Source organism: Streptomyces fulvoviolaceus (assembly GCF_000718165.1).
In the GTDB taxonomy this organism is placed as follows: domain Bacteria; phylum Actinomycetota; class Actinomycetes; order Streptomycetales; family Streptomycetaceae; genus Streptomyces; species Streptomyces fulvoviolaceus.
Genome location: NZ_JOEY01000026.1, coordinates 69468 through 90170 on the forward strand (window position 1 = coordinate 69468; position 20703 = coordinate 90170).

Annotated in this window: 21 protein-coding genes and 2 pseudogenes; 16 read left to right on the top strand and 7 right to left on the bottom strand. The window is 72.8% G+C overall.

The window, feature by feature from the left end; genetic code table 11:
- The first annotated feature begins 6 nt into the window (after positions 1-6).
- Both IG08_RS0127400 and IG08_RS0127405 read left to right on the top strand, forming a co-directional pair.
- The gene (locus tag IG08_RS0127400) at positions 7-249 is read left to right on the top strand and encodes a LapA family protein (RefSeq protein WP_030607808.1); all 243 of its coding nucleotides are present in this window, start codon (positions 7-9) and stop codon (positions 247-249) included.
- 19 nt (positions 250-268) lie between these two features.
- Positions 269-826, top strand: coding sequence for a GNAT family N-acetyltransferase (locus IG08_RS0127405; RefSeq protein ID WP_030607810.1), 558 nt, complete (start codon positions 269-271; stop codon positions 824-826).
- Here the strand turns inward: IG08_RS0127405 and IG08_RS0127410 are convergent.
- Positions 804-1151: a DUF6204 family protein gene (locus tag IG08_RS0127410; RefSeq protein ID WP_030607813.1), complete on the bottom strand. Its 348-nt coding sequence runs from the start codon at positions 1149-1151 to the stop codon at positions 804-806. The genes IG08_RS0127405 and IG08_RS0127410 overlap by 23 nt on opposite strands.
- Before the next feature lie 59 nt (positions 1152-1210).
- On the opposite strand from IG08_RS0127410, the pseudogene IG08_RS54505 reads away from it, so the two are divergent.
- From IG08_RS54505 to IG08_RS0127425, 3 genes and pseudogenes are all read left to right on the top strand, one after another.
- Positions 1211-2174, top strand: a pseudogene (locus IG08_RS54505) (arginase family protein).
- 40 nt (positions 2175-2214) lie between these two features.
- Complete coding sequence (locus tag IG08_RS0127420; RefSeq protein ID WP_030607816.1) at positions 2215-4143, top strand: DUF5107 domain-containing protein; 1929 nt, start codon at positions 2215-2217, stop codon at positions 4141-4143.
- A 104-nt stretch (positions 4144-4247) separates the two neighbouring features.
- Complete coding sequence (locus IG08_RS0127425; protein ID WP_043455310.1) at positions 4248-5516, top strand: M48 family metalloprotease; 1269 nt, start codon at positions 4248-4250, stop codon at positions 5514-5516.
- A gap of 6 nt (positions 5517-5522) precedes the next feature.
- On the opposite strand, the gene IG08_RS0127430 is transcribed toward IG08_RS0127425, so the two are convergent.
- The gene (locus IG08_RS0127430; RefSeq protein ID WP_030607822.1) at positions 5523-5873 is read right to left on the bottom strand and encodes a VOC family protein; all 351 of its coding nucleotides are present in this window, start codon (positions 5871-5873) and stop codon (positions 5523-5525) included.
- 171 nt (positions 5874-6044) lie between these two features.
- On the opposite strand from IG08_RS0127430, the gene IG08_RS0127435 reads away from it, so the two are divergent.
- The 4 genes from IG08_RS0127435 to IG08_RS0127450 all read left to right on the top strand — a co-directional run bounded on the left by IG08_RS0127435 (position 6045) and on the right by IG08_RS0127450 (position 10268).
- Positions 6045-6701 (top strand): FAD-dependent oxidoreductase, encoded by a 657-nt coding sequence (locus IG08_RS0127435; RefSeq protein ID WP_234342987.1) that lies wholly within the window; start codon positions 6045-6047, stop codon positions 6699-6701.
- Positions 6698-8545: a transketolase gene (locus IG08_RS0127440; protein ID WP_030607827.1), complete on the top strand. Its 1848-nt coding sequence runs from the start codon at positions 6698-6700 to the stop codon at positions 8543-8545. Before IG08_RS0127435 ends, IG08_RS0127440 begins: the two co-directional genes overlap by 4 nt.
- Positions 8542-9474: a non-homologous end-joining DNA ligase gene (gene ligD, locus IG08_RS0127445; RefSeq protein WP_030607830.1), complete on the top strand. Its 933-nt coding sequence runs from the start codon at positions 8542-8544 to the stop codon at positions 9472-9474. Before IG08_RS0127440 ends, ligD begins: the two co-directional genes overlap by 4 nt.
- Positions 9475-9560: 86 nt before the next feature.
- A complete protein-coding gene (locus tag IG08_RS0127450; RefSeq protein ID WP_063757792.1) occupies positions 9561-10268 on the top strand; it encodes a GvpL/GvpF family gas vesicle protein in 708 nt (235 codons plus the stop codon).
- On the opposite strand, the gene IG08_RS57440 is transcribed toward IG08_RS0127450, so the two are convergent.
- The 3 genes from IG08_RS57440 to IG08_RS0127460 form a co-directional block, all read right to left on the bottom strand.
- Positions 10203-10373, bottom strand: coding sequence for a hydrophobic protein (locus tag IG08_RS57440; protein WP_078655779.1), 171 nt, complete (start codon positions 10371-10373; stop codon positions 10203-10205). The genes IG08_RS0127450 and IG08_RS57440 overlap by 66 nt on opposite strands.
- Positions 10374-10415: 42 nt before the next feature.
- Complete coding sequence (locus IG08_RS0127455; protein ID WP_030607835.1) at positions 10416-11237, bottom strand: class I SAM-dependent methyltransferase; 822 nt, start codon at positions 11235-11237, stop codon at positions 10416-10418.
- Positions 11238-11361: 124 nt separating this feature from the next.
- The gene (locus IG08_RS0127460) at positions 11362-12855 is read right to left on the bottom strand and encodes a bifunctional phosphatase PAP2/diacylglycerol kinase family protein (RefSeq protein ID WP_030607838.1); all 1494 of its coding nucleotides are present in this window, start codon (positions 12853-12855) and stop codon (positions 11362-11364) included.
- Between the two features lie 164 nt (positions 12856-13019).
- Here IG08_RS0127460 and IG08_RS0127465 point away from each other — a divergent pair, with 164 nt between their 5' ends.
- A complete protein-coding gene (locus IG08_RS0127465) occupies positions 13020-14639 on the top strand; it encodes an ABC-F family ATP-binding cassette domain-containing protein (RefSeq protein ID WP_030607840.1) in 1620 nt (539 codons plus the stop codon).
- A 33-nt stretch (positions 14640-14672) separates the two neighbouring features.
- Entirely contained in the window at positions 14673-14978 is a 306-nt protein-coding gene (locus IG08_RS0127470; protein ID WP_030607842.1) for a DUF6158 family protein, read from the top strand.
- Positions 14979-14991: 13 nt separating this feature from the next.
- Here the strand turns inward: IG08_RS0127470 and IG08_RS0127475 are convergent.
- Both IG08_RS0127475 and IG08_RS0127480 read right to left on the bottom strand, forming a co-directional pair.
- Positions 14992-15417, bottom strand: a pseudogene (locus tag IG08_RS0127475) (DJ-1/PfpI family protein); the annotation flags it as partial.
- A 94-nt stretch (positions 15418-15511) separates the two neighbouring features.
- On the bottom strand, positions 15512-15898 hold the full coding sequence (locus IG08_RS0127480; protein WP_030607848.1) for a DUF2795 domain-containing protein: 387 nt from the start codon (positions 15896-15898) through the stop codon (positions 15512-15514).
- 129 nt (positions 15899-16027) lie between these two features.
- Between IG08_RS0127480 and IG08_RS0127485 the strand changes: the two genes are divergently transcribed.
- The 5 genes from IG08_RS0127485 to IG08_RS0127505 all read left to right on the top strand — a co-directional run bounded on the left by IG08_RS0127485 (position 16028) and on the right by IG08_RS0127505 (position 20661).
- Positions 16028-16213 (top strand): hypothetical protein, encoded by a 186-nt coding sequence (locus IG08_RS0127485; protein WP_030607851.1) that lies wholly within the window; start codon positions 16028-16030, stop codon positions 16211-16213.
- A gap of 271 nt (positions 16214-16484) precedes the next feature.
- Positions 16485-17279: an RNA polymerase sigma factor SigF gene (locus tag IG08_RS0127490; RefSeq protein ID WP_030607854.1), complete on the top strand. Its 795-nt coding sequence runs from the start codon at positions 16485-16487 to the stop codon at positions 17277-17279.
- A 262-nt stretch (positions 17280-17541) separates the two neighbouring features.
- Entirely contained in the window at positions 17542-18204 is a 663-nt protein-coding gene (locus IG08_RS0127495; protein WP_030607857.1) for a hypothetical protein, read from the top strand.
- Positions 18205-18361: 157 nt separating this feature from the next.
- A complete protein-coding gene (locus IG08_RS0127500; protein ID WP_030607860.1) occupies positions 18362-19606 on the top strand; it encodes an aminotransferase class I/II-fold pyridoxal phosphate-dependent enzyme in 1245 nt (414 codons plus the stop codon).
- Positions 19603-20661 (top strand): MBL fold metallo-hydrolase, encoded by a 1059-nt coding sequence (locus tag IG08_RS0127505; protein ID WP_030607862.1) that lies wholly within the window; start codon positions 19603-19605, stop codon positions 20659-20661. Before IG08_RS0127500 ends, IG08_RS0127505 begins: the two co-directional genes overlap by 4 nt.
- The last annotated feature ends 42 nt before the right edge of the window (positions 20662-20703 follow it).

Sequence of the window (20703 nt, forward strand, 5' to 3'; positions counted from 1 at the left end):
GGGGATATGAGTCCGAAGACCTCTGAGAGCGGGGGCAAGGCCGGTGCGAAGGGCGGGGCGGTGACGCCCGCACGGATCATCGTGGTGCTGCTCGCCGTCCTCGCCCTGATCTTCATCTTCGAGAACACCCGCGCGACCAAGATCCGGCTGCTGATCCCCGAGGTGACGATGCCGCTCTGGATGGCGCTGCTCGCCACCGCGGTGATCGGTGCGCTGTGCGGGGCGTATTTCATGAAGAGGCGCAGCTAGGACGCCGTATTCTGGCCGGATGCCGCACAACGCTTCCCGCTATCTCGCCGAGAGCCCCCGCGTGGGCATACGTCACTTCACCTACGAGGACGGTGCCGAGTTCACCGCCCGGGCCAGGGAGAGCAAGGACCTGCACCAGCCGTGGCTCTTCCCGCCGGACGGGGGCGACGCGTACACGGCGTACGCGAGCCGGCTGATCGAGGACCCGACCAAGGCGGGGTTCCTGGTGTGCGAGAAGGACGGCGAGCAGGGTGACGGGGCCATCGCCGGGTTCATCAACATCAACAACATCGTCGAGGGCGGCTTCCGGTGCGGCGCGCTCGGGTACGGCGCCTTCGCGCACTCCGCCGGGCGCGGGCTGATGCGCGAGGGGCTGGACCTCGTGGTGGGGTACGCCTTCGGTCCGATGCGGCTGCACCGGCTGGAGATCAACGCGCAGCCCGTCAACACCGCCTCGATCGCCCTCGCCCGGAGCTGCGGGTTCCGGCTGGAGGGGTTCTCCCCGAAGATGATCTACATCGACGGGGACTGGCGGGACCACGAGCGGTGGGCGATCACCGCCGAGATGCGGGCTTGAAGTTGATCTTCATCGTGTCGAGGTCCGTGACCGTCGACCTCAGCCCCGTGAAGCCGTAGCCCAGCCCCCGCAGCGCCGTCTCGGCGCGGTCCTCCGCGAGCGCGCCCGCCATCTCCTCGCCGTCGGCCGCGTCCGACACCACCACGTACCGCATCGAGAAGTGCTTCAGCGGCGCCGGCTCGTACGACAGCGTGCCCTCCTCGGTGAACCGCATGCTCGTCATCCCGTGGTCGGCGGCCTCGGCGAGGAGCCGGGCGCGGGCCTCGTCGGTGAGGCCGTCCCAGGTGCCCCGGACGATCACCCGGTAGGTGTGCTGCTCGCTCACGTTCACTCCCTCGCACAGGTCCATGGACGGTCGACTGTACGTCGACGAGGATGACCCGCATGCGGAATATCGTCGTGCTCGACACCCCCTCCAACCTGGGCCTGCGTCCGCCCGCCCCGGGCACCGTGCCCGGCTGCTACAAGCTCGCCGGAGCCCTGCGCGAGCAGCGGATCGTGGTGGGGGTCCCCCCACGCCTTTAAGGCAGTGGGGGAGGCTGGGCGCACTGGAGGGCGGCGTGGTCGTGCCGCCGCGCTACGACCGCGGGGACTGGCGGGAAGGCGACGGCGTCTTCAACGCCGCCGCCCTCGCCGCGTACACCCGCAAGCTCGCCGACCGCATCGAACGCCATGTGCGCGCCGGCGACTTCCCCGTCGTCCTCGGCGGCGACTGCTCCATCCAGCTCGGCGCCTCGCTCGCGCTGCGCCGCATCGGCCGGTACGGGCTGGCCTCCGATGGGGGTACCTCCCACGCCCTTTAGGCAGTGGGGGAGCCTCCCCGGACTTCCGGCACACCGGCAACTCCGAGCGCGTCGGCGCCGCCGGTGGCGAGGAGCTCGCCGTGGCCACCGGGCGCGGGCAGACGGACCTGACCGACCTGGAGGGCCTGGGGCCCTACCTGCGGGACGAGGACGTACGGCTCTTCGGTATCCGCGACGAGTTCGAGGAGGACCGGGCCGAACTGGCCGCGCTGAAGATCCCCGTGGTCACCGTCGGCGATGTGCGCGAATGGGGAGCGGACGCGCTGGCCCGTGCCACCGCGCAGGCCTTCGAGATCCCTCAACTGGCCGGGTTCTGGGTGCACCTGGACGCCGACGTCCTCGATCCGATCGTGATGCCCGCCGTCGACAGCCCGGATCCGAACGGTCTCGTGGCCGACGAACTCATCGCTCTGCTACGGCCGTTGCTCGCCTCCCCGCACTGCGTCGGCCTCAACGTCACCATCTACGACCCCGATCTCGACCCGGACGGAACCGCGGGAGCACTCCTCGCCGACATCATCGTCTCCGCCTTTGCGGAATCCTGACCGGTAGCTCCTCTGGCCGACTCCCCGGCGAGCGGCTTCCATGGTGATCGTGACGACGATCCGGCGAGACGTACTCACCCTGCCCGCCGCGCAGTTGGGGTCCGACAACCCCCTGCCTCCCCTGCGGCCGCTCCACGAGGTGCACGGCATCGACGATCGGGACCGGGACGACCTGCCGCGCGACATGGCCCGGCAGGTCGGCTACGGGCCACTGCGCAGCCTGCTGCCCGCGCGCGTCCGGGACGGCTACGGCAGAGAGCGGGAACCACGCGAGATCGACACCCTCGTGATCGAGAACGACCGGCTCAGGGCCACCGTGTTCCCCGGCCTGGGCGGCCGTGTCGCCTCCCTCGTCCACAAGCCGACCGGCCGCGAACTCCTGTACCGCAACCCGGTGTTGCAGCCCGCCAACTTCGCCCTCAACGGTGCCTGGTTCTCCGGCGGCATCGAATGGAACATCGGCGCCACCGGCCACACCACCCTCTCCTGCGCACCCCTGCACGCCGCCCGCGTGCCCGCCCCCGACGGCGGCGAGATGCTCCGCCTGTGGGAGTGGGAGCGGCTGCGCGACCTGCCCTTCCAGGTCGACCTGTGGCTGCCGGAGGGTTCCGACTTCCTCTACGTCGGCGTCCGCGTCCGCAATCCGCACGAGCGGCCGGTGCCGGCCTACTGGTGGTCGAACATCGCGGTGCCGGAGAAGCGCCGGGTGCTCGCGCCGGCCGACGACGCCTGGCACTTCGGGTACGAGCGGCGGCTGCGCCGGGTGCCCGTCCCGTCCGACCCGCTCAACAGCCCTTACGCCGCCGACTACTTCTACGACCTGCCCGACGCGCAGCGGCGCTGGATCGCCGCGCTCGACGAGCACGGACACGGCCTGGTGCAGACGTCGACCGACGTGCTGCGCGGTCGGAAGCTGTTCCTGTGGGGGACGGGCGGTGGTGGCCGGCGCTGGCAGGAGTGGCTCACCGAGCCGGGCGCGGGCACCGGCGGCTACTGCGAGATCCAGGCCGGACTCGCCCGCACCCAGCTGGAGCACGTACGGCTGGACGCGGAGAGCGAGGTGACGTGGCTGGAGGCGTACGGACCGCTCGACGCACCGCCGGTGCCGGCCGAGGCGGAGACGCGGTTGGAAGCCGTACTGCCGCGCAGCGCCGTCGACGAGGCCTACGCCGCCTGGAAGCCGTACGCCGACACCGAACCCGGTGAGATCCTCGCCGTCGGCTCGGGCTGGGGTGCGCTCGAAGTGCTGCGCGCCGACTTGAAGTTGCCCGGCACGCCCTTCGACGAGAGCACGCTCGGCGAGGCCCAGGCGCCCTGGCTGGAGCTGCTGCGCGCCGGGTCCTTTCCCGAGCCGCGCCGGGTGCGGCCGCCCGGTGAGACGCTGGTCGCCCCGTACTGGCGGTACATGCTGGAGACCGCTCCCGCCACTCCGCTCACCGAGTACCACCTCGGGGTCGCGCAATGGCACGCCGGCGATCTGGCGCAGGCGGTGCGCAGTTGGGAGCGGGGTCGCGAACTGGCCCCGTCCGTCTGGCCGTTGCTGCGCTGTCTGGCGGTCGCCGACCGTGAGGCCGGCCACCATGAGCGGGCCGCCGACCGGTACGCCGACGCCTTCGACGACCTGTGCCACGAGCGGCGTGACGACGGCGAACGCTGGACGGCGGCCACCGCCGCGCTCGGCCGCGAGGCGATCGAGGCGCTGCTGCGGGTCCATCGGACAGCGGACGCCCGTGCCGTGTGGGCACGCCTGCACCCCGAGACCCGGGCCCGCGGCAGGTTCCGGCTGATCGAGGCCGGGCTGCTCGTCGCCGAGGGCCGGCACGAGGAGGCGCGGGCCGTCTTCGCCGCGGGCTTCGAGGTCGCCGACCTGAGGGAGGGGGCGGAGGCCATCGGCCGGCTGTGGGGGCGGATCAGCGACGAACCCCTCCCGGCGCACTACGACTTCCGGATGCGGCCGCCTGCACCCTGAGGCGTAGGGAATTTGACGCCGCGCCCGCCGAACCGGCCTCCGGCGTGCCCTCGTCGCCGCAGACAGACACAGACGGATGTGGTGCGGGCCGGGGGCGGTGGCGGATGACGGAACAGGCGCAGTCGACGACCGAGCAGGACTGCCCGCAGTGCGGCGCGGGCATGCCCGTGGACGAGCGGTACCCCGTGTGGTGCACGGAGTGCGAGTGGAACGTGGCGCCCGAGCTCTTCGTCTACGGCGTCGGCGGCACCGCCGGGCTCCGGCGCGAGTCGGCCGGACGGCACGGGACGGCGACCTTCGAGGAACTGGCCCGCGAGGGGACGAAGGGACACCGGGCGCGGCTGACTCCGGCGCACGTGCTGTCGTACGCGCTGGCTCTCCTGGTGCATGGGCTGTCGTTCGCGCTGCTGGGAGTGGGGGTCTGGCTGCTGGTCCGGGGCTGGACCCGTCCGCTCGCGGCGGCCCTGGGCCTGCCGATGGCGCTCCTCTTCCTCGTGCTGCGCCCGAGGTTCCCGAGGCTGGACACGTCGCTTCCGCGGCTGGGGCGGGCGGAGGCGCCCCGGCTTTTCCGGCTGGTCGACTCCGTGGCGCGGGAGGTCGGCACCCGGAGCGTCGACGTGATCGTCGTGGATCCGTATGTGAACGCCGCGGTCACCACGTACGGTCTGCGGCGGCGGGTGCTGCACCTCGGCCTCGGCCTGTGGTCCGTGCTCCCCCCGCAGGAGAAGGTGGCCCTGCTCGGCCACGAGCTCGGGCACTTCGCGAACGGCGACACCCGGCACGGGAGCTTCGTCGGCAGCGCGCTGCACACGCTGCGGCTGTGGGTGCTGGTGCTCGTGCCGGAACGATGGAACGGCCGGTTCGGACGTCTGCTGAGCCTCCTCGTGCTCCGTGGCCCCCACCACCTGGCGCAGAGCGCGCTCACCCTGCTGGAGAAGGTCACCCGGCGCGGCTTCCCGCGCCGCGAGTACCTCGCCGACGACCTGGCCGCCCAGGTAGCCTCCACCGAGGCCGCCCGGGACCTGATGGAGACGCTGCTGCACGCCGAACACATCGACGGCGAGCTGCGCCGGCTGTCCGAGGAGGCCGCGCAGGGCACCGGCCGGGCGGACGAGACGCTGTGGCAGCGGCTGGCCGAGCACCTGGCGGCCGTGCCACCGCGCGAGCGCGAACGGATGCGCAGGGTCAGCGCGTTGGAGTGGCACCAGCAGGACGCCGGCCATCCGCCGACCCACCGGCGCATCGAACTCCTGGACCGGCGCGGCCCGTCAGCCCCGCGGATCGTGCTCGACGCGCGGACCTCCCGAGCCGTGGAGCGCGAACTGCGGCCCGCGGCGCAGACCTTGGCGCAGGCCGTCGCACGCGGTGCGTGAGGCGGTCTACGCGCCGCCGCGGTCCACGTACTCGTACACCGCCCCGTCCGGATGCATCGCGATCAGGTTGCGGCCCGCCGGCGTCCCCACCGGGCCCGCGATGATGCGCGCGCCCAGCTCGCTGAGCACCCGGTGGGCCTCCTCGACGTCCTTGACCGCGATGGTCGCCGCGACCTTGCGCAGCACGTCCAGCTCCGCCGCGGGGCCGCTCATCAGCAGGAAGCAGCCCACGGCCGCCACCTGGACGCCGCCGCGCTCGAAGCGGAGGGCTCTGCCGCCCGCCAGTCGTTCGTAGAAGGGGACCGCGGTCTCCAGGTCGTCGACGCATACGCGCAGCGTGGCTCCCAGAATGTCCATGCGGACGAGCCTAGTTGGGTCGGCCGGGGCGGGGAGATCGTTTCACATGATCCCCGCGCCCCGTCCGCCCGACCGCCCCGCGGACCTGTGGACTCCGGAGGACGTTTGGGCGCCCTGGCCAGGGGGACGCGGAAGGCTCCCGAGGTACGCGACAGTCCCGGAGGACGAACCGTGGCTCGACCCCGCATCGTGATCGTCGGTGCCGGCTTCGCCGGGTACCGGACGGCCGAGGAGCTGTCCCGGAAGTCCCGCGGCAAGGCCGACATCACCCTGCTGAACCCGACCGACTACTTCCTGTACCTGCCCCTGCTGCCCCAGGTCGCCGCCGGGATCCTGGAACCCCGCCGGGTGACCGTCTCCCTCTCGGCCACCCTGCCCCGCGTCCGCCTGGCCCTCGGCGAGGCCGACGGCGTCGACCTCGACGGGCGGACCGTCCACTGCACGGGCCCGGACGGCGACGGCGGCACCGTCGCCCGCAATGTCGCCGCCTCGCTCGGCGTCGGCGAGCGACGCCCCTGCCGGCACCGGGACCTGGGCTTCGTCGTGGACCTCGGTGGCGCGCAGGCCGCCGGCAATCCGCTGGGCGTTCCCCTGTCCGGCCCCGCCGCCGGCGCGGTCACCCGCGGCTACCACCTCGCGGCGATGCCCGACAACCGCGTCCGGGTCGCCGCGGACGGGCTGCTGGAGTCCGTACTGCCGCGCCAGGCCGTCCGGTTGGGCTTCGTGCGGTCCTCGTCGGTGCCGTTGGACACGGCCTCGCCGGAGCCGGCCCGGGTGCCGGGCGGGCCCGAGGAGCGCCCCGACACCCCCACGGAAGGAAACTCATGAACACCGGTGAACTCGCCGAACTCGCCCAGCAGTTGCGCGTCGACAGCGTGCGTGCCTCCGACGCCGCGGGTTCCGGGCATCCGACCTCCTCGATGTCCGCCGCGGACCTGATGGCCGTACTGCTCACGCACCACTTCCGCTACGACTTCGACCGGCCCGCCCACCCGGGCAACGACCGCTTCGTACTGTCCAAGGGACACGCCTCGCCCCTGCTGTACGCCGCCTACAAGGCGGCCGGCGCCATCGGCGACGACGAACTGCTCACCTTCCGCAAGCTGGGCAGCCGCCTCGAAGGGCACCCGACGCCGCGCCGGCTCCCGTGGGTGGAGACGGCGACCGGCTCGCTCGGGCAGGGACTGCCGGTGGGCGTCGGCATCGCCCTGTCCGGCAAGCGGCTGGAGCGCACCGGCTACCGCGTGTGGGTGCTGTGCGGTGACAGCGAACTCGCCGAGGGGTCCGTCTGGGAGGCGGCCGAACACGCGGGACACGAGCACCTCGACAACCTCACCGCGATCGTCGACGTCAACCGGCTCGGCCAGCGCGGCCCCACCCGGCACGGCCACTACCTCGACGCCTACGCGCACCGCTTCCAGGCCTTCGGCTGGCACACCGTCGAGGTGGACGGACACGACGTGGACGCGATCCACCGCGCGTACGGCGAGGCCGAGTCGACCAAGGGCCAGCCCACCGCGATCATCGCCCGCACTCTCAAGGGCAAGGGCGTCGAGGCCGTACAGGACCGCGAGGGCCTGCACGGAAAGCCGCTGCCGGACGCCGACGAGGCGATCGCCGAACTCGGCGGACCGCGCGACCTCCGCGTCCGGGTGCACGAGCCGCCCGCCGCCCGGATCCTGCACTCCGTACGCGCCGGACACCTCGAACTGCCGCGCTGGGACAAGGGTGATGACCTGGCCACGCGGGACGCCTACGGCCAGGCGCTCACCGCCCTCGGCACCGGACGCGGCGACGTCGTCGCCCTCGACGGCGAGGTCGGCGACTCCACGCGCGCCGAGCTCTTCGCCAAGGAACACCCCGACCGCTACTTCGAGTGCTACATCGCCGAACAGCAGATGGTCGCGGCCGCCGTAGGACTCGCGGCCCGCGGCTGGGTGCCGTACGCCGCCACCTTCGCGGCGTTCTTCACGCGCGCGTACGACTTCATCCGCATGGCGTCGATCAGCGGGTCCGGGATCAACCTCGTCGGCTCGCACGCGGGCGTCGCGATCGGGCAGGACGGGCCCAGCCAGATGGGCCTGGAGGACCTGGCGATGATGCGGGCGGTGCACGGCTCGACCGTGCTGTACCCGTGCGACGCCAACCAGACCGCGCATCTCGTCGCCGAGATGGCCGGCCTCGACGGCATCCGCTATCTGCGCACCTCGCGCGGCGCCGGCCCGGTGATCTACGGGCCCGACGAGGAGTTCCCCGTCGGCGGCAGCAAGGTGCTGCGCTCCTCGGAGCGGGACCGGATGACGCTCGTCGCCGCGGGCGTCACCGTGCACGAGGCGCTGGCCGCCGCCGACGCGCTGGACCGCGAGGGCATCCAGGTCCGGGTGATCGACCTGTACTCGGTCAAGCCCGTCGACCGGCTCACCCTGAGGCGGGCCGCCGAGGAGACCGGCTGTCTGATGACCGTGGAGGACCACCACCCGGAGGGCGGCCTCGGCGACGCCGTGCTCGACGCGTTCCTCGACGGCCGGCCGATGCCGCGGCTGGTGCGCCTCGGCGTCCGTACGATGCCGGGTTCGGCGTCTCCCGAGGAACAGCTGCATGCCGCGGGCATCGACGCCGAGTCGATCGTGGCGGCCGGACAGCTGCTGGTGGAACAGGCGATCGTGCCATGAGCCGGGAGGACGTACGCACCGTACGGGCGGGCAGGCACACCCTCGAGATCCACCGGCCGGACAAGGTGCTCTTCCCCGGCGACGACGGGGCGAAGGAATACACCAAGGGTGACCTCGTCGACTACTACCGGGCCGTCGCGCCCTTCATGCTGGCGCACCTGCGCGGCCGCCCGCTGATGCTGGAGCGGCATCCCGACGGCGTCGAGGGCCCCCGGTTCATGCAGAAGAACACCCCGGAGAACTACCCGGAGTGGATCACCCGGGTCGAGGTGCCCAAGGAGGGCGGCACCGTCCTCCACACCGTGTGCGAGGACACCGCCACCCTGCTCCACCTCGCCGACCAGGCCTGTCTCACCCTGCACCGCTGGCAGTCCCGTGTCGGCGGCATCGACCGGCCGGACCGGATGGTCTTCGACCTCGACCCGGCCGAGGGTGCCGACTTCGCGGCGGTGCACGAGGCGGCCTGGCAGCTGGCGGAGCTGCTCGACGAACTGAAGCTGCCCTCGGGGCTGATGACCACCGGTTCACGCGGCCTGCACGTGGTCGTCCCCGTGAACGGACGCCACGACTTCGACGAGGTACGGGAGTTCGCCAAGGACGTCGCCGACACCCTGGTCGCCCGCCACCCCGACCGGCTCACCACCGCAGCCCGCAAGAAGGACCGCGGGAAGCGGCTCTACCTCGATGTGCAGCGCAACGCCTACGCGCAGACCGCCGTCGCGCCCTTCAGCGTCCGGGCCAGGCCGGGCGCCCCCGTGGCCACCCCGCTCGACTGGACCCAGCTGGACGACCCGGGCCTCGACGCCCGCCGCTGGACCATCGAGGACGCCGTCGAACAGGCCCGCACCAACCCCTGGGCCGGAGTGATGGGCAAGGGCCGCGCCCTGGGCCCGGCGCGGCGCAGGCTGAACGCGCTGATCCCCTCCTGAAGATCCGGCCCGAAGGTTTGGCCGGCGAACGCAGCGGCTACCCGGAGCCACAGGGGGCCGCCCGTTCGCGTCCAGGAGGAGGCCTCATGACCGGACTGCGGTACGTCTACGCCGTCTGCCGTCCCTTCGGCGCGGCCCTGCAGTCCCAGCTGACGGGCCTGGGGGGCGATCCGCCGAGACTGCTGACCCACCACGGGCTGATCGCCGTGGTCAGTCACGTGCCGGAGCAGGACTTCGCGGAGAAGCCGCTTCGCGCCCATGCCGAGGACCCGGACTGGCAGGCCGCGACCACCCGTGCCCACCAGAGCGTGATCGACGCGCTCACCGCCGTCACCACCCCGCTGCCGCTCCGGCCCGGCACGGTCTTCCGGGACGACAGCGGCGTACGGACGATGATGGAGGCGCACGAGGACTACTTCCGGCGGACCCTGGACCGGCTGGACGGCCGGGTGGAATGGGGCGTCGAGGTATACGCCGAAACGGAATCGTTCGCGAGCCGCCTGCACGAGACGCTTTCCTCGTACGCCGAGGATTCCCGGCTGCACATCGCACGGAACTCTGCGCTTTCCGGCGTCGCCGGACGGAATGTACTCGACGCCGCCTATTTGGTGCCGCGCTCGGATTCCGAAGAATTCGTGGAACTGGTGGACCGGGCAAAGGAAGCGGCCGCCCCGGGAACGCGCGTGGAACTCACGGGCCCCTGGGCGGCCTACTCCTTCACCGGACATCTACCACCTGTACCAGCGACCCCTGCCTCCGGCCGCGGTAGTGCCGCGCATCAGGAATCCCAGTAGCCACAGTACGAGAACTGCCAGTGCGATCCACCAGAGAATCTTCACCGCGAATCCGGCACCGAAGAGAAGCAATGCCAGAAGCAGTACGAGCAGGACGGCAATCATAATGTGAACCTCCTGCTCACCGGGTTTCCGGAAATCCGGGGTTCACGCTTCCTTGCGGCACAGGATTTCTCCGTGCAGCACGCTGAACCAGCCGTCCTCCTGCTTTCCCCACTCCCGCCAGGCGTCCGAGACGGCGCGCAGCCGTTCCGGGGTCGCGTGGCCGCCCTCGGTGGCCCGTTCCGCGAAGGCCGAGGCCAGCGTGCGGTCCGCCCACAGGCCGCTCCACCACGCCCGCTCCTCGGCGGTGGCGAAGGTCCAGGTGCCGGCGGTGGCCGTGATGTCCGTGATCCCCGCCTCCAGCGCCCAGGACTTCAGCCGCCGTCCGGCGTCCGGCTCACCGCCGTTGGCGCGGGCCACGCGGCGGTACAGGTCCAGCCAGTCGTCCATCCCCTGGGACGCCGGATACCAGGTCATGGCCGCGTAGTCCGAGTCGCGGACCGCGATGAACCCCGTCGGCCGGGTGACCCGCTTCATCTCGCGCAGCGCCTGCACCGGGTCACCGACGTGCTGCAGCACCTGGTGGGCGTGAACGACGCAGAAGGTGTCGTCCGGGAAGTCCAGGGCGTGCACGTCGGCCACCGCGAAGTCGATGTTGGTCAGGCCCCGTTCGGCGGCCGTGGCCCGGGCCTGGTCCACGATGCCGGGCGCGTGGTCGACGCCGGTGACGTGCCCCTCGGGAACCAGGGCGGCCAGGTCGGCGGTGATCGTGCCCGGGCCGCAGCCGATGTCCAGGATCTTCATGTGGGGCTTCAGCGAACCGAGCAGGTAGGCCGCGGAGTTGGCGGCGGTCCGCCAGGTGTGCGAGCGCAGCACCGACTCGTGGTGCCCGTGGGTGTAGACAGCGGTCTCCTGAGCCTTCGACATGACCGATCCCCTCTCGTCGTGCCGGCTCCGAGGGCTGGTTTCACGGCCCCGGCCGGTACGCGACACCGTACGCCCGCATGTCGAATGGTGAGACCCGCGTTTTGCCATATGGACTGACGGTGAATCAGTTACTGAGCCGGGGGCGATAGACCGCCAGCGCCTCGGGCAGCTTCTCCAGCGTCATCTCGCCTGCCACCTCCGTGACTTCGCCGTCGTAGGCGAGTGGTGTACCCGGCGCGACACCGGACAGGCGCAGTCGCTTCACCTGGACCGCCGCATGGGCGGGGGAGCGGGTCAGCGGACCCGCGACGGCGGCGGCGAGCAGGCGCAGCGCGGGCCGGCGGCTGCCGTGCACGACGCGCACGTCGAACTGGCCGTCGGCGAGGTCGAGCCGGCGGCCGGGTGCGAGGCCCATCCGGTGGTAGGTGCCGTTGCCGACGAACAGCAGCCAGAGCGGCCGTGTCCGACCGCGGAACTCGGCCTCCAGCGGATGCTGGTCCGCGCGCAGCACGCGCAGCGCCGCGAGCACCCCGGCCGGCCAGCCGCCGATCCGGGGCGACCAGCGGTCCCGCTCACGCACCAGCTCCGGGTACACGCCCAGGCTGCAGGAGTTGAGGAAGACGCCCTGCCGGTCGCCGCAGGCGAACCGGCCGACGTCCACGTGCACGCCCTCGCCCCGCTGGACGGCCCGGGTCAGGTCGCGGACGCCCTCCACGCCCAGGTCCAGGGCGAAGTGGTTCAAGGTGCCGCCGGGCAGTACCGCGAGGGGCAGGCCGTGCCGGAGAGCGACCTCGGCGGCCGTGTTGACCGTGCCGTCGCCGCCGCACACGCCGAGGACCCGGGCACGGACCGCCGCCTTCTCCAACTCGTCCCGAACGTCGGCCGGTTCGCACTCGACGACCTCGGCCAGCGGCAGACCGTCCTGCAGCGTGCGCACCCGGTCGGCACTGCCCGAGGCGGTGTTGGCCACGACGATCAGGCCCTCGCCGTCCGGCAGCGCCGGGAGGTCGGCACGGGGCCGGGCCGGCGGGACGAGCCGGGTGCGGGTCGGCACCAGCCCCCGTACGGCGAACGCGGCACCGGCGCCCAGCGCGGCGCCCGCCAGCACGTCACTGGGGAAGTGCACCCCCGTGTAGACGCGGGACATGACCACCGAGAAGGCGACCGGGGCCACGACGGCGCCCCAGGACGGCGACTCCAGCGCGACCCCGGTCGCGAAGGCGACCGCCGACGCGGAGTGACCGGACGGGAACGACGTGGTGATCGGCTGCCGCTTCAGCTGCCGCACCAGCGGCACGGGGTCCAGCACGGGGCGTGTTCGGCGGACCGAGCGTTTGCCGAGGGTGTTGATGGTCAAGGAGGCCAGGCTCAGGGAGGCGAGTCCTCGCGCGGCGGCCCGGCGGCCCCGCGGAGTGCGGCTCGCGGCCAGGGCGGCCGCGGTCGCGAACCACAGGACGCCGTGGTTGGCGCTGCGGCTCAGCCGGGGTAGGACGGGTTCGGCGGCGGGCCAGTCTCGCTCGGCGGCGAACTCGAAGAGACGGCAGTCGAGGGCCATCAGCCGGTCGCGCAGGACGTGGCGGCCGGGCAGGGGGACGGTGAGATCGACGTCAGGGCTCATGCCGTTGCGGGTACCCGCCGTGGGGGCGCTTCTTCGGTGCCGGGTGCGGGTTCGTTGTGGCTGGTCGCGCCGTTCCCCGCGCCCCTATGGGGCGGGTTCCCTGGTCCGGCACTTCGGGATAAGCGTTTGCCCAGGTCCGGGCGCGGGCCGCACAATGCGGTCCCATGGGACATCTGGAAGCCGCGCACCTCGAGTACTACCTCCCCGACGGGAGGGCACTGCTCGGCGATGTGTCCTTCCGGGTGGGCGAAGGGGCCGTCGTGGCCCTCGTAGGGCCCAACGGCGCCGGTAAGACGACCCTGCTCCGGCTGATCTCGGGCGAGCTGAAGCCGCACGGCGGCACCGTCACGGTGAGTGGCGGCCTGGGTGTGATGCGCCAGTTCGTGGGGTCCGTACGGGACGAGACGACCGTACGGGATCTGCTGGTGTCGGTCGCGCCGCCCCGCATCCGTGAGGCCGCGCAGGCCGTCGACAAGGCCGAGCACGCCATGATGACCGTCGACGACGAGGCCGCCCAGCTCAAGTACGCGCAGGCCCTCTCCGACTGGGCAGAGGCACGCGGGTACGAGGCGGAGACGCTGTGGGACATGTGCACCACGGCCGCGCTCGGGGTGCCGTACGAGAAGGCGCAGTGGCGGCAGGTGCGGACCCTGTCCGGCGGCGAGCAGAAGCGGCTGGTCCTGGAGGCCCTGCTGCGTGGCACGGACGAGGTGCTGCTGCTCGACGAGCCCGACAACTACCTCGACGTACCCGGCAAGCGCTGGCTGGAGGAGCGGCTGAAGGAGACGCGCAAGACGGTCCTCTTCGTCTCCCACGACCGTGAGCTCCTCTCCCGCGCCGCCGAGAAGATCGTCTCGGTGGAGCCCTCGCCCGCGGGGGCCGACGCCTGGGTGCACGGCGGCGGCTTCGCCACCTACCACGAGGCCCGGCAGGCCCGCTTCGCCCGCTTCGAGGAGCTGCGCAAACGCTGGGACGAGAAGCACGCCCAGCTGAAGAAGCTCGTGCTGACGCTCCGTCAAGCCGCCGAGAACAGCCCCGACATGGCCTCCCGCTACCGGGCCGCCCAGACCCGGCTGCGCAAGTACGAGGAGGCCGGACCGCCGCCGGAGCCGCCGCGCGAGCAGGACATCAAGATGCGGCTCAAGGGCGGCCGTACCGGCGTAAGGGCCGTCACCTGCAAGGGACTTGAACTCACCGGCCTGATGAAGCCCTTCGATCTGGAGGTCTTCTACGGCGAGCGGGTCGCCGTCCTCGGCTCCAACGGCTCCGGCAAGTCGCACTTCCTGCGACTGCTGGCCGGCGACACCGTGACGCACACGGGGGAGTGGAAGCTCGGTGCGCGCGTCGTGCCCGGGCACTTCGCCCAGACGCACGCGCACCCCGAGCTGGAGGGCCGTACGCTCCTCGACATTCTGTGGAAGGAGCACGCCCAGGACCGGGGCGCCGCGATGTCCCGGCTGCGCCGCTACGAGCTGACGGGCCAGGCCGAGCAGAGCTTCGAGCGGCTCTCCGGCGGCCAGCAGGCCCGCTTCCAGATCCTGCTCCTGGAGCTCCAGGGCGTCACGGCCCTGCTCCTCGACGAGCCGACCGACAACCTCGACCTGGAGTCCGCCGAGGCGCTCCAGGAGGGCCTGGAGGCCTTCGAGGGGACGGTCCTGTCCGTGACCCACGACCGCTGGTTCGCCCGCTCCTTCGACCGCTACCTGGTCTTCGGCAGCGACGGCCGCGTTCGCGAGACCGCGGAGCCGGTGTGGGACGAGCGGCGGGTGGAAAGGGCGCGCTGAACCGGCGTTTCCCCCGTGTGGTTCGTAGAGTGGATGCAGGAAGGGCGAACGGACACTTCGAGCGGACACGACGAGCGGGGTATCACCATGACCGGAGTCGACCCCAGCCGGCTGGACGACCAACAGCTCATGAAGGAGCTGGAGACGATCCACCGCACACGCCACGACACGCTGCTCTACGGCTCGAACGGCGCCCTGCGCGTGCACAACGAGCGCATGGCCCGGCTCGAGGGCGAGTACCTGCGCCGCAACCCGCGCCGCATGGTGGCCGCGAGCCGCACCCGCGAAGGGGCCCGGGAGCGCGGCCACGGCGAGTCGGCGACACCCGCCCTCGACTGAGCCGACCGCGCGCTCAGTGGTGCGCCGGCGGCCGGTCCCAGTGGCGGTGTGCCGCGATCGCGGCCACGAACGCGCCCAGGAACTCCTCGCCGGCCGTGCCCGGCGCCATGTCCGTCACCACACCCCGGTCGCTCACCATCCGGTGGAACCCGGTCGACAGCCTGAGCCCCGTCGGCTCCAGCGCCGACAGGATCCCGACGCCCGAGCCGAACGCGCCCACCGGCTTCCCGTGCCGGTAGGCGTCCCGCACGAAGCGCATCGCGTCGGGGGCGGCGGTCGCGGGCGGGGTGCCGACCGGGCCGCCGGGCAGCAAGACGGCGTCGTACAGCACGGAGGGGACGGTCGGCAGACCGCGGTCGACCGTATATCGTTCGCCGTCGGCGCCCGCCACTGTGCCGTCCGTCGCCGCCAGTGCGTCGACGATCACGCCCTCCGCGGCCGGAATGCGATACGCATGATGCTTCAACGTCCTTTCGTCGCATGGCAGTTGGTTGCGTCGCCGACGCGCTTCTTCTCCCGCGCGAGAGGGGCCGTCACTCCGGTTCCTCCGTGCCGGTCAGCTCCCGCGCGAGCTCCTGCACGGTGGCGTAGCGCTCCGTGGGCGGCAGGCCCTCCACGGCCTCGACGAGGACGTCGGGGGCGTTCCCGTGGCGCAGGGCGTGCGCCAGTTCCGGGGGCGTCGCGGGGAAGGAGCCGCGGCCCAGGATCCGGGCGAGCTCCAGCCGGACCGTCTCCAGCGTCGCTCCGGGCCGGCCGGGTGCGACGGTCCCGCCCCAGACCTCCGGATCGTCCTCGGCGGCCGGCTCCGGATCGTGCCACTCCGCGGTCCGGGTGGGGTGCCCGGAGCGCAGCAGACCCTGCAGTTCGTGCTTCATCTCGTCGTCGCGGTGCCGGCTCAGCCGGTCGCTGCCTCGCTGCATGTCTCCGTCCAGATCTTCGGGGGTCCGCACCGCGTACCCGAGGACCGGAAGCCGACACAGGGTTTGCCGACCGGATGCCGGGAGACCCGGCACAGACCCCCCGCGCACATCTCTGGGGAAGGACAGGCCATGGCGGTACTCGCTGTGCTCATCCCGCTGCTCATGCTCGGCGTGGTGCTGGCGCTGGGCCGATACGAGGAGCTGCTGCTGCCGGCGGAGGAGACGGACCGGCTCGAATCGGTCGCCCTGCCCGCCGCGGCCTCGCCCGCCATCGCCTCTCGCGGCCCGGCAGGAACTCCTGCCCCTTCGCCCTGAGACGAGTCGGCCCTTGGCCCCGAGGCGAGTAGTCCCATCGCGCCGAGGCGAGTAGCCCCTTCGCCCTGAGGTGAGGCACCTCGCGCGCCCCCGAAAACCTGCCCGGTGTTTGCGGCCGGAGGCCGGGGGCAGGCGCAATTCCAGTGCTTCGGACCGGAGGCACGTCCGTGGGAGCGGCTTCACGCCGCCGCGGCCGCGCCTGTCCGAACCACCGGCGCGCTCCCACGCTCACCGTCCAACCCAGAGCACATTCAAGGGAGTTGCGACGCACATGCCCACTCCAGTGAGCGCGAAGCACCACCCGCACGACGACGCCCCCGACACCGCGGACGCGTTCCGCAGTCTCGCCGAGCTCCCCGCGGGCCCGGAGCGCGACACGCTCCGCGGACAGATCGTCGAGGCCTGGCTGCCCATGGCCGACCGGCTCGCGGGACGGTTCCGCAGCCGCGGCGAGAGCGTCGAGGACCTGCGCCAGGTCGCGGCCCTCGGCCTGGTCAAGGCCGTCGACCGGTACGACCCCGCACGCGGCAACGCCTTCGAGAGCTACGCCGTACCGACCATCACCGGCGAGATCAAGCGGCACTTCCGCGACCACATGTGGACCCTGCACGTGCCCCGCCGGGTCCAGGACCTGCGCAACCGTGTCCGCTTCGCCTGCCAGGACCTCTCGCAGACCGTCTCGGGCCGCAGGCCCACCGTCGCGGAGATCGCCGAGCACGCGCGCATGAGCGAGGAGGACGTCCTGGTCGGCCTCGAGGCCCTGGAGAGCTTCACGGCGCTGTCGCTGGACGCGGAACTGCCCGGCAGCGAGGACGGGTACTCGCTGAGCGACGCGCTCGGCTCACCCGACCCGGCGCTGGACACGGTCGTGGACCGCGAGGCCGTGAAGCCCCGGCTGGCCGCCCTGCCCGAGCGGGAGCGGGCCATCCTCTACATGCGGTTCTTCGGCGACATGACGCAGAGCCGGATCGCCGAGCAGCTCGGCATCTCGCAGATGCACGTGTCCCGGCTGATCAACCGCTGCTGCGGGCGGATGCGCGAGCAGATCATGCGCGACGCCTCGTAGGAAACCGGCTGCTTCAGAACCGGCTGCTCGCGAAAGAACCGGCTGCTGCAGAACCGGCTGCTCGCGAAAGAACCGGCTCCTTCGCACGTCACCCGCTCGGCCCTCCCCGTCCCGCCAATGGCGCCCGGCCGCGCGCGCCCCGCTGCTCGGCGGGCTGTGATGGGTGCGGGTACGACCGTCGTGCCCATGGGCCCGTTGCCGGACTCCCGTCTGCCCGGTGTCGCCCGGCAGGGCCCAGCCGCCGGCCGAAGGAGCCCGCCCCATGCGCCGCACCGCCCGTGCCCTGTCCGCCGTCGCCCTGGCCGGTGCCGTCCTGGGCAGCACCGTGCCCGCCGCCTTCGCGGACCCGGCCGCGGAGGTCGACCCGAGCACCGTCTCCCCGGGCGGCAGCATCACCGTGTCGGTCACCTGCGACCCGACCGGCGGCACCCCGCCCGACACCCTCGACGCCACCTCGCAGGCCTTCGAGACGGGCACCGTCCGGCTGCAACTGGTCCCCGGCAACGAGGACGAGCTGACCGGCCCCGCCTACAGCGGCACCGCCCGGATCGCGGCCGCCGGGAACTTCGAGGAGGGCCCCGACGCGGTCGGCCGGGACTCCGCGTGGACCGTCGACGGCACTTGTCCGGCGGCGCCCGGCGGGCAGGGCAAGCCGTGGAGCGCCACGTTCGACGTCTCCCGCGGCAGTGGCGGCGGCAGCCGGTCGTGCACCGAGCCGCACGCCGATCCGCGCACCGAGCCGCAAGCCGAGCCGCGCGCCGATTCCTGCGCCAGCGCGGCCGTCCAGCGCGGGGTGCGGGCCGGCGAGGGCGGCACGTTCACGGAGTCCGTCCCCGCCCTGGTCGCCGGCGGGCTGCTGATCGCGGGCGCCATGGGAGCCGCCGTGTACCGGCTGCGGCGCAGGACACCTCCGGCCGACGCCTGACCCGGCCCGTGTGACGGGCGCAACCCGCACGGGCGCTCATGCGCCGGCGGCGCCGTGGGTAACCACAGCGCGAGGGCACGAACCGCCCTGCACGACCGGCCGACACACCTGAGGCGACAGAGACAGCAGAAGACGAAGCCCCCTCACGGAGGTAACCATGCGGACGGACCCGGAAGGCCACGGCCCCGTCCGCTACGGCCCGCCGCTCCCCGAGGACGGACTGCCCGTGCTGCCCGAGCTCACCGCCGTGCTCGCCGCGGCCGCCGCCCGCAGCCGGGCCGAGCCGGTCGGCGGCGGCACCGCCCTCCTCGAAGCCGCGTGCGGCTACGGGAACCGGCGCGGCCTGCCCGCCGAGCCCGACCATGTCGTGGCCGCCCCCGGCGCCCCGTCCCTCCTGCTCGCGCTGACCGCCGCGCTCGGCGGCGACGTCCTGGTGCCCCGGCCCTGCGCCGCCTGGTGGGCGCCGTACGCGCGCCTGTTGGGAAGACCCTTCTTCCACGTGGCGACACCGGCCGAGTGCGGCGGTGTCCCGGATCCGTACGCCCTCCTGGAGACCGTGCGCAGGGTGCGCGCCGAAGGCGGTGACCCGCGCCTCCTGGTGCTGTCCGTCGCCGACGACCCCACCGCCACCGTCCCTCCGCCCGAGTTGCTGCACGCGACGATCGAGGCCGCCGCCGGCGAGGGCCTGCACCTGGTCAGCGACGAGACCTGGCGCGACACCCTGCACCTCCCGCACGACACCGTGCTGCTCAGCCCCGCCGAGATGCTGCCCGACCGGGTCACCGTCGTCACCGACCTGGCCGGCGCCCTGCTGCCGACCGGCTGGCCGGCCGCGATCGCCCGCTTCCCGCCGGGCGGGGCCGAGAGCGGCCTACGCGCGCGTGTGCTCGACGTGCTCACCGCGCTCGGAGCCCGGGTCGCCGCACCGGTCGCCGCGGCGGCCGCCTACGCGCTCGCGGAACCCGAGCCGGTCACCGCCCGCCTCGCCGCCGCCGTACGCCTGCACGCGCGCGTGGCCGCCGCCGCGCACGCCGCCGTTGTCGCGGCGGGCGCGCTCTCCCGGCCCCCGCGGGCCGGCCGCCATCTCTACGTCGATCTCGGCCCCCTGCGGCCCGCGCTCACCGCGCAGGGGGTCGGCGACGCCCAGGACCTGGAGGACTTCCTCACCGCCCGGCTCGGCATGCCCGCGCCCGGCGGTCACCGCTTCGGCGACGATCTCGGGGCGCTGCGCGTACGGCTGTCCACCGGCTCGCTGCTCGGCGGCACCGACGAGGAACGCGCGGAATGCCTCACGTCACCCTCACCGTTGGAACTGCCACACGTGCAACGCGCGTTGATCACTTTGGAGTCGGTCTTCGACGAACTCCGCGACGACGCTCAGCGATGGGAGCCTCCTCGATGACGCAGCAGTCCGAGTCGACCACGAGCACGCCCACCCAGGAAGCCGACGATCCGGCGGTCCTGTCCTCCTTCGCTCCGTCCCCGCCCCTCACCGAACCCCGCCCGCCGGGCGAGCGGCGGGTGTGGCCGCGGTCCTTCCACGACCGCCTGACCGCCCCGCTGCCCGGTCTCAAGGCCATGGCCCGGTTCGCCCGAGAGGGCTCCGTACGACCGGGACGCGAAGGCCTCGCGGACATCCCCCGGCTGCCCTTCGAGCCCGCCCCGCTGCCCGCCGTCGACGCGCGCACCGTCGCCGTCTCCTGGGCGGGACACGCCAGCTGGGTCATCAGGATCGGCGGGCTGACCGTCCTCACCGACCCGGTCTGGTCCCGCCGCATCCTCGGCACCCCGGCCCGCATCACCCCGGTCGGCATCCCCTGGAACTCGCTGCCCCGCATCGACGCGGTCGTCATCAGCCACAACCACTACGACCACCTGGACGCCCCCACCCTGCGCCGCCTCCCGCGCGACACCCCCGTGTTCGCGCCGGCCGGGCTCGCTCGCTGGTTCCGCCGCCGCCGGTTCACCGCGGTCACCGAACTGGACTGGTGGGAGGCGGCCGAACTGGGCGGCGTCCGCTTCGACTTCGTGCCCGCCCACCACTGGTCCAAGCGCTCCCTCGTCGACACCTGTCGCACCCTGTGGGGCGGCTGGGTCCTCACCGCCCCCGACGGACAGCGCGTCTACTTCGCGGGCGACACGGGCTACGGCCACTGGTTCGCCCGCATCGGCCGCCGCTACCCCGGCATCGACCTCGCCCTGCTCCCCATCGGCGCCTACGACCCCCGCTGGTGGCTCAGCGACGTCCACTGCGACCCGGAGGAGGCGGTGCGAGCGGCCCAGGACCTGGGTGCGCGCCGCATGGCACCGATGCACTGGGCGACGTTCGTGTTGTCGGCGGAACCGGTACTGGAGCCGCTCACGCGGGTGCGGGCGGCGTGGGAGAAGGCGGGGTTGGACAGGGAGGACCTGTGGGACCTGCCAGTTGGAGGCTCACGCGTACTGCAGCTGACCTAGGGGCGCGGGGAACTGCGCGACCAGCCACAACGGACCCGCACC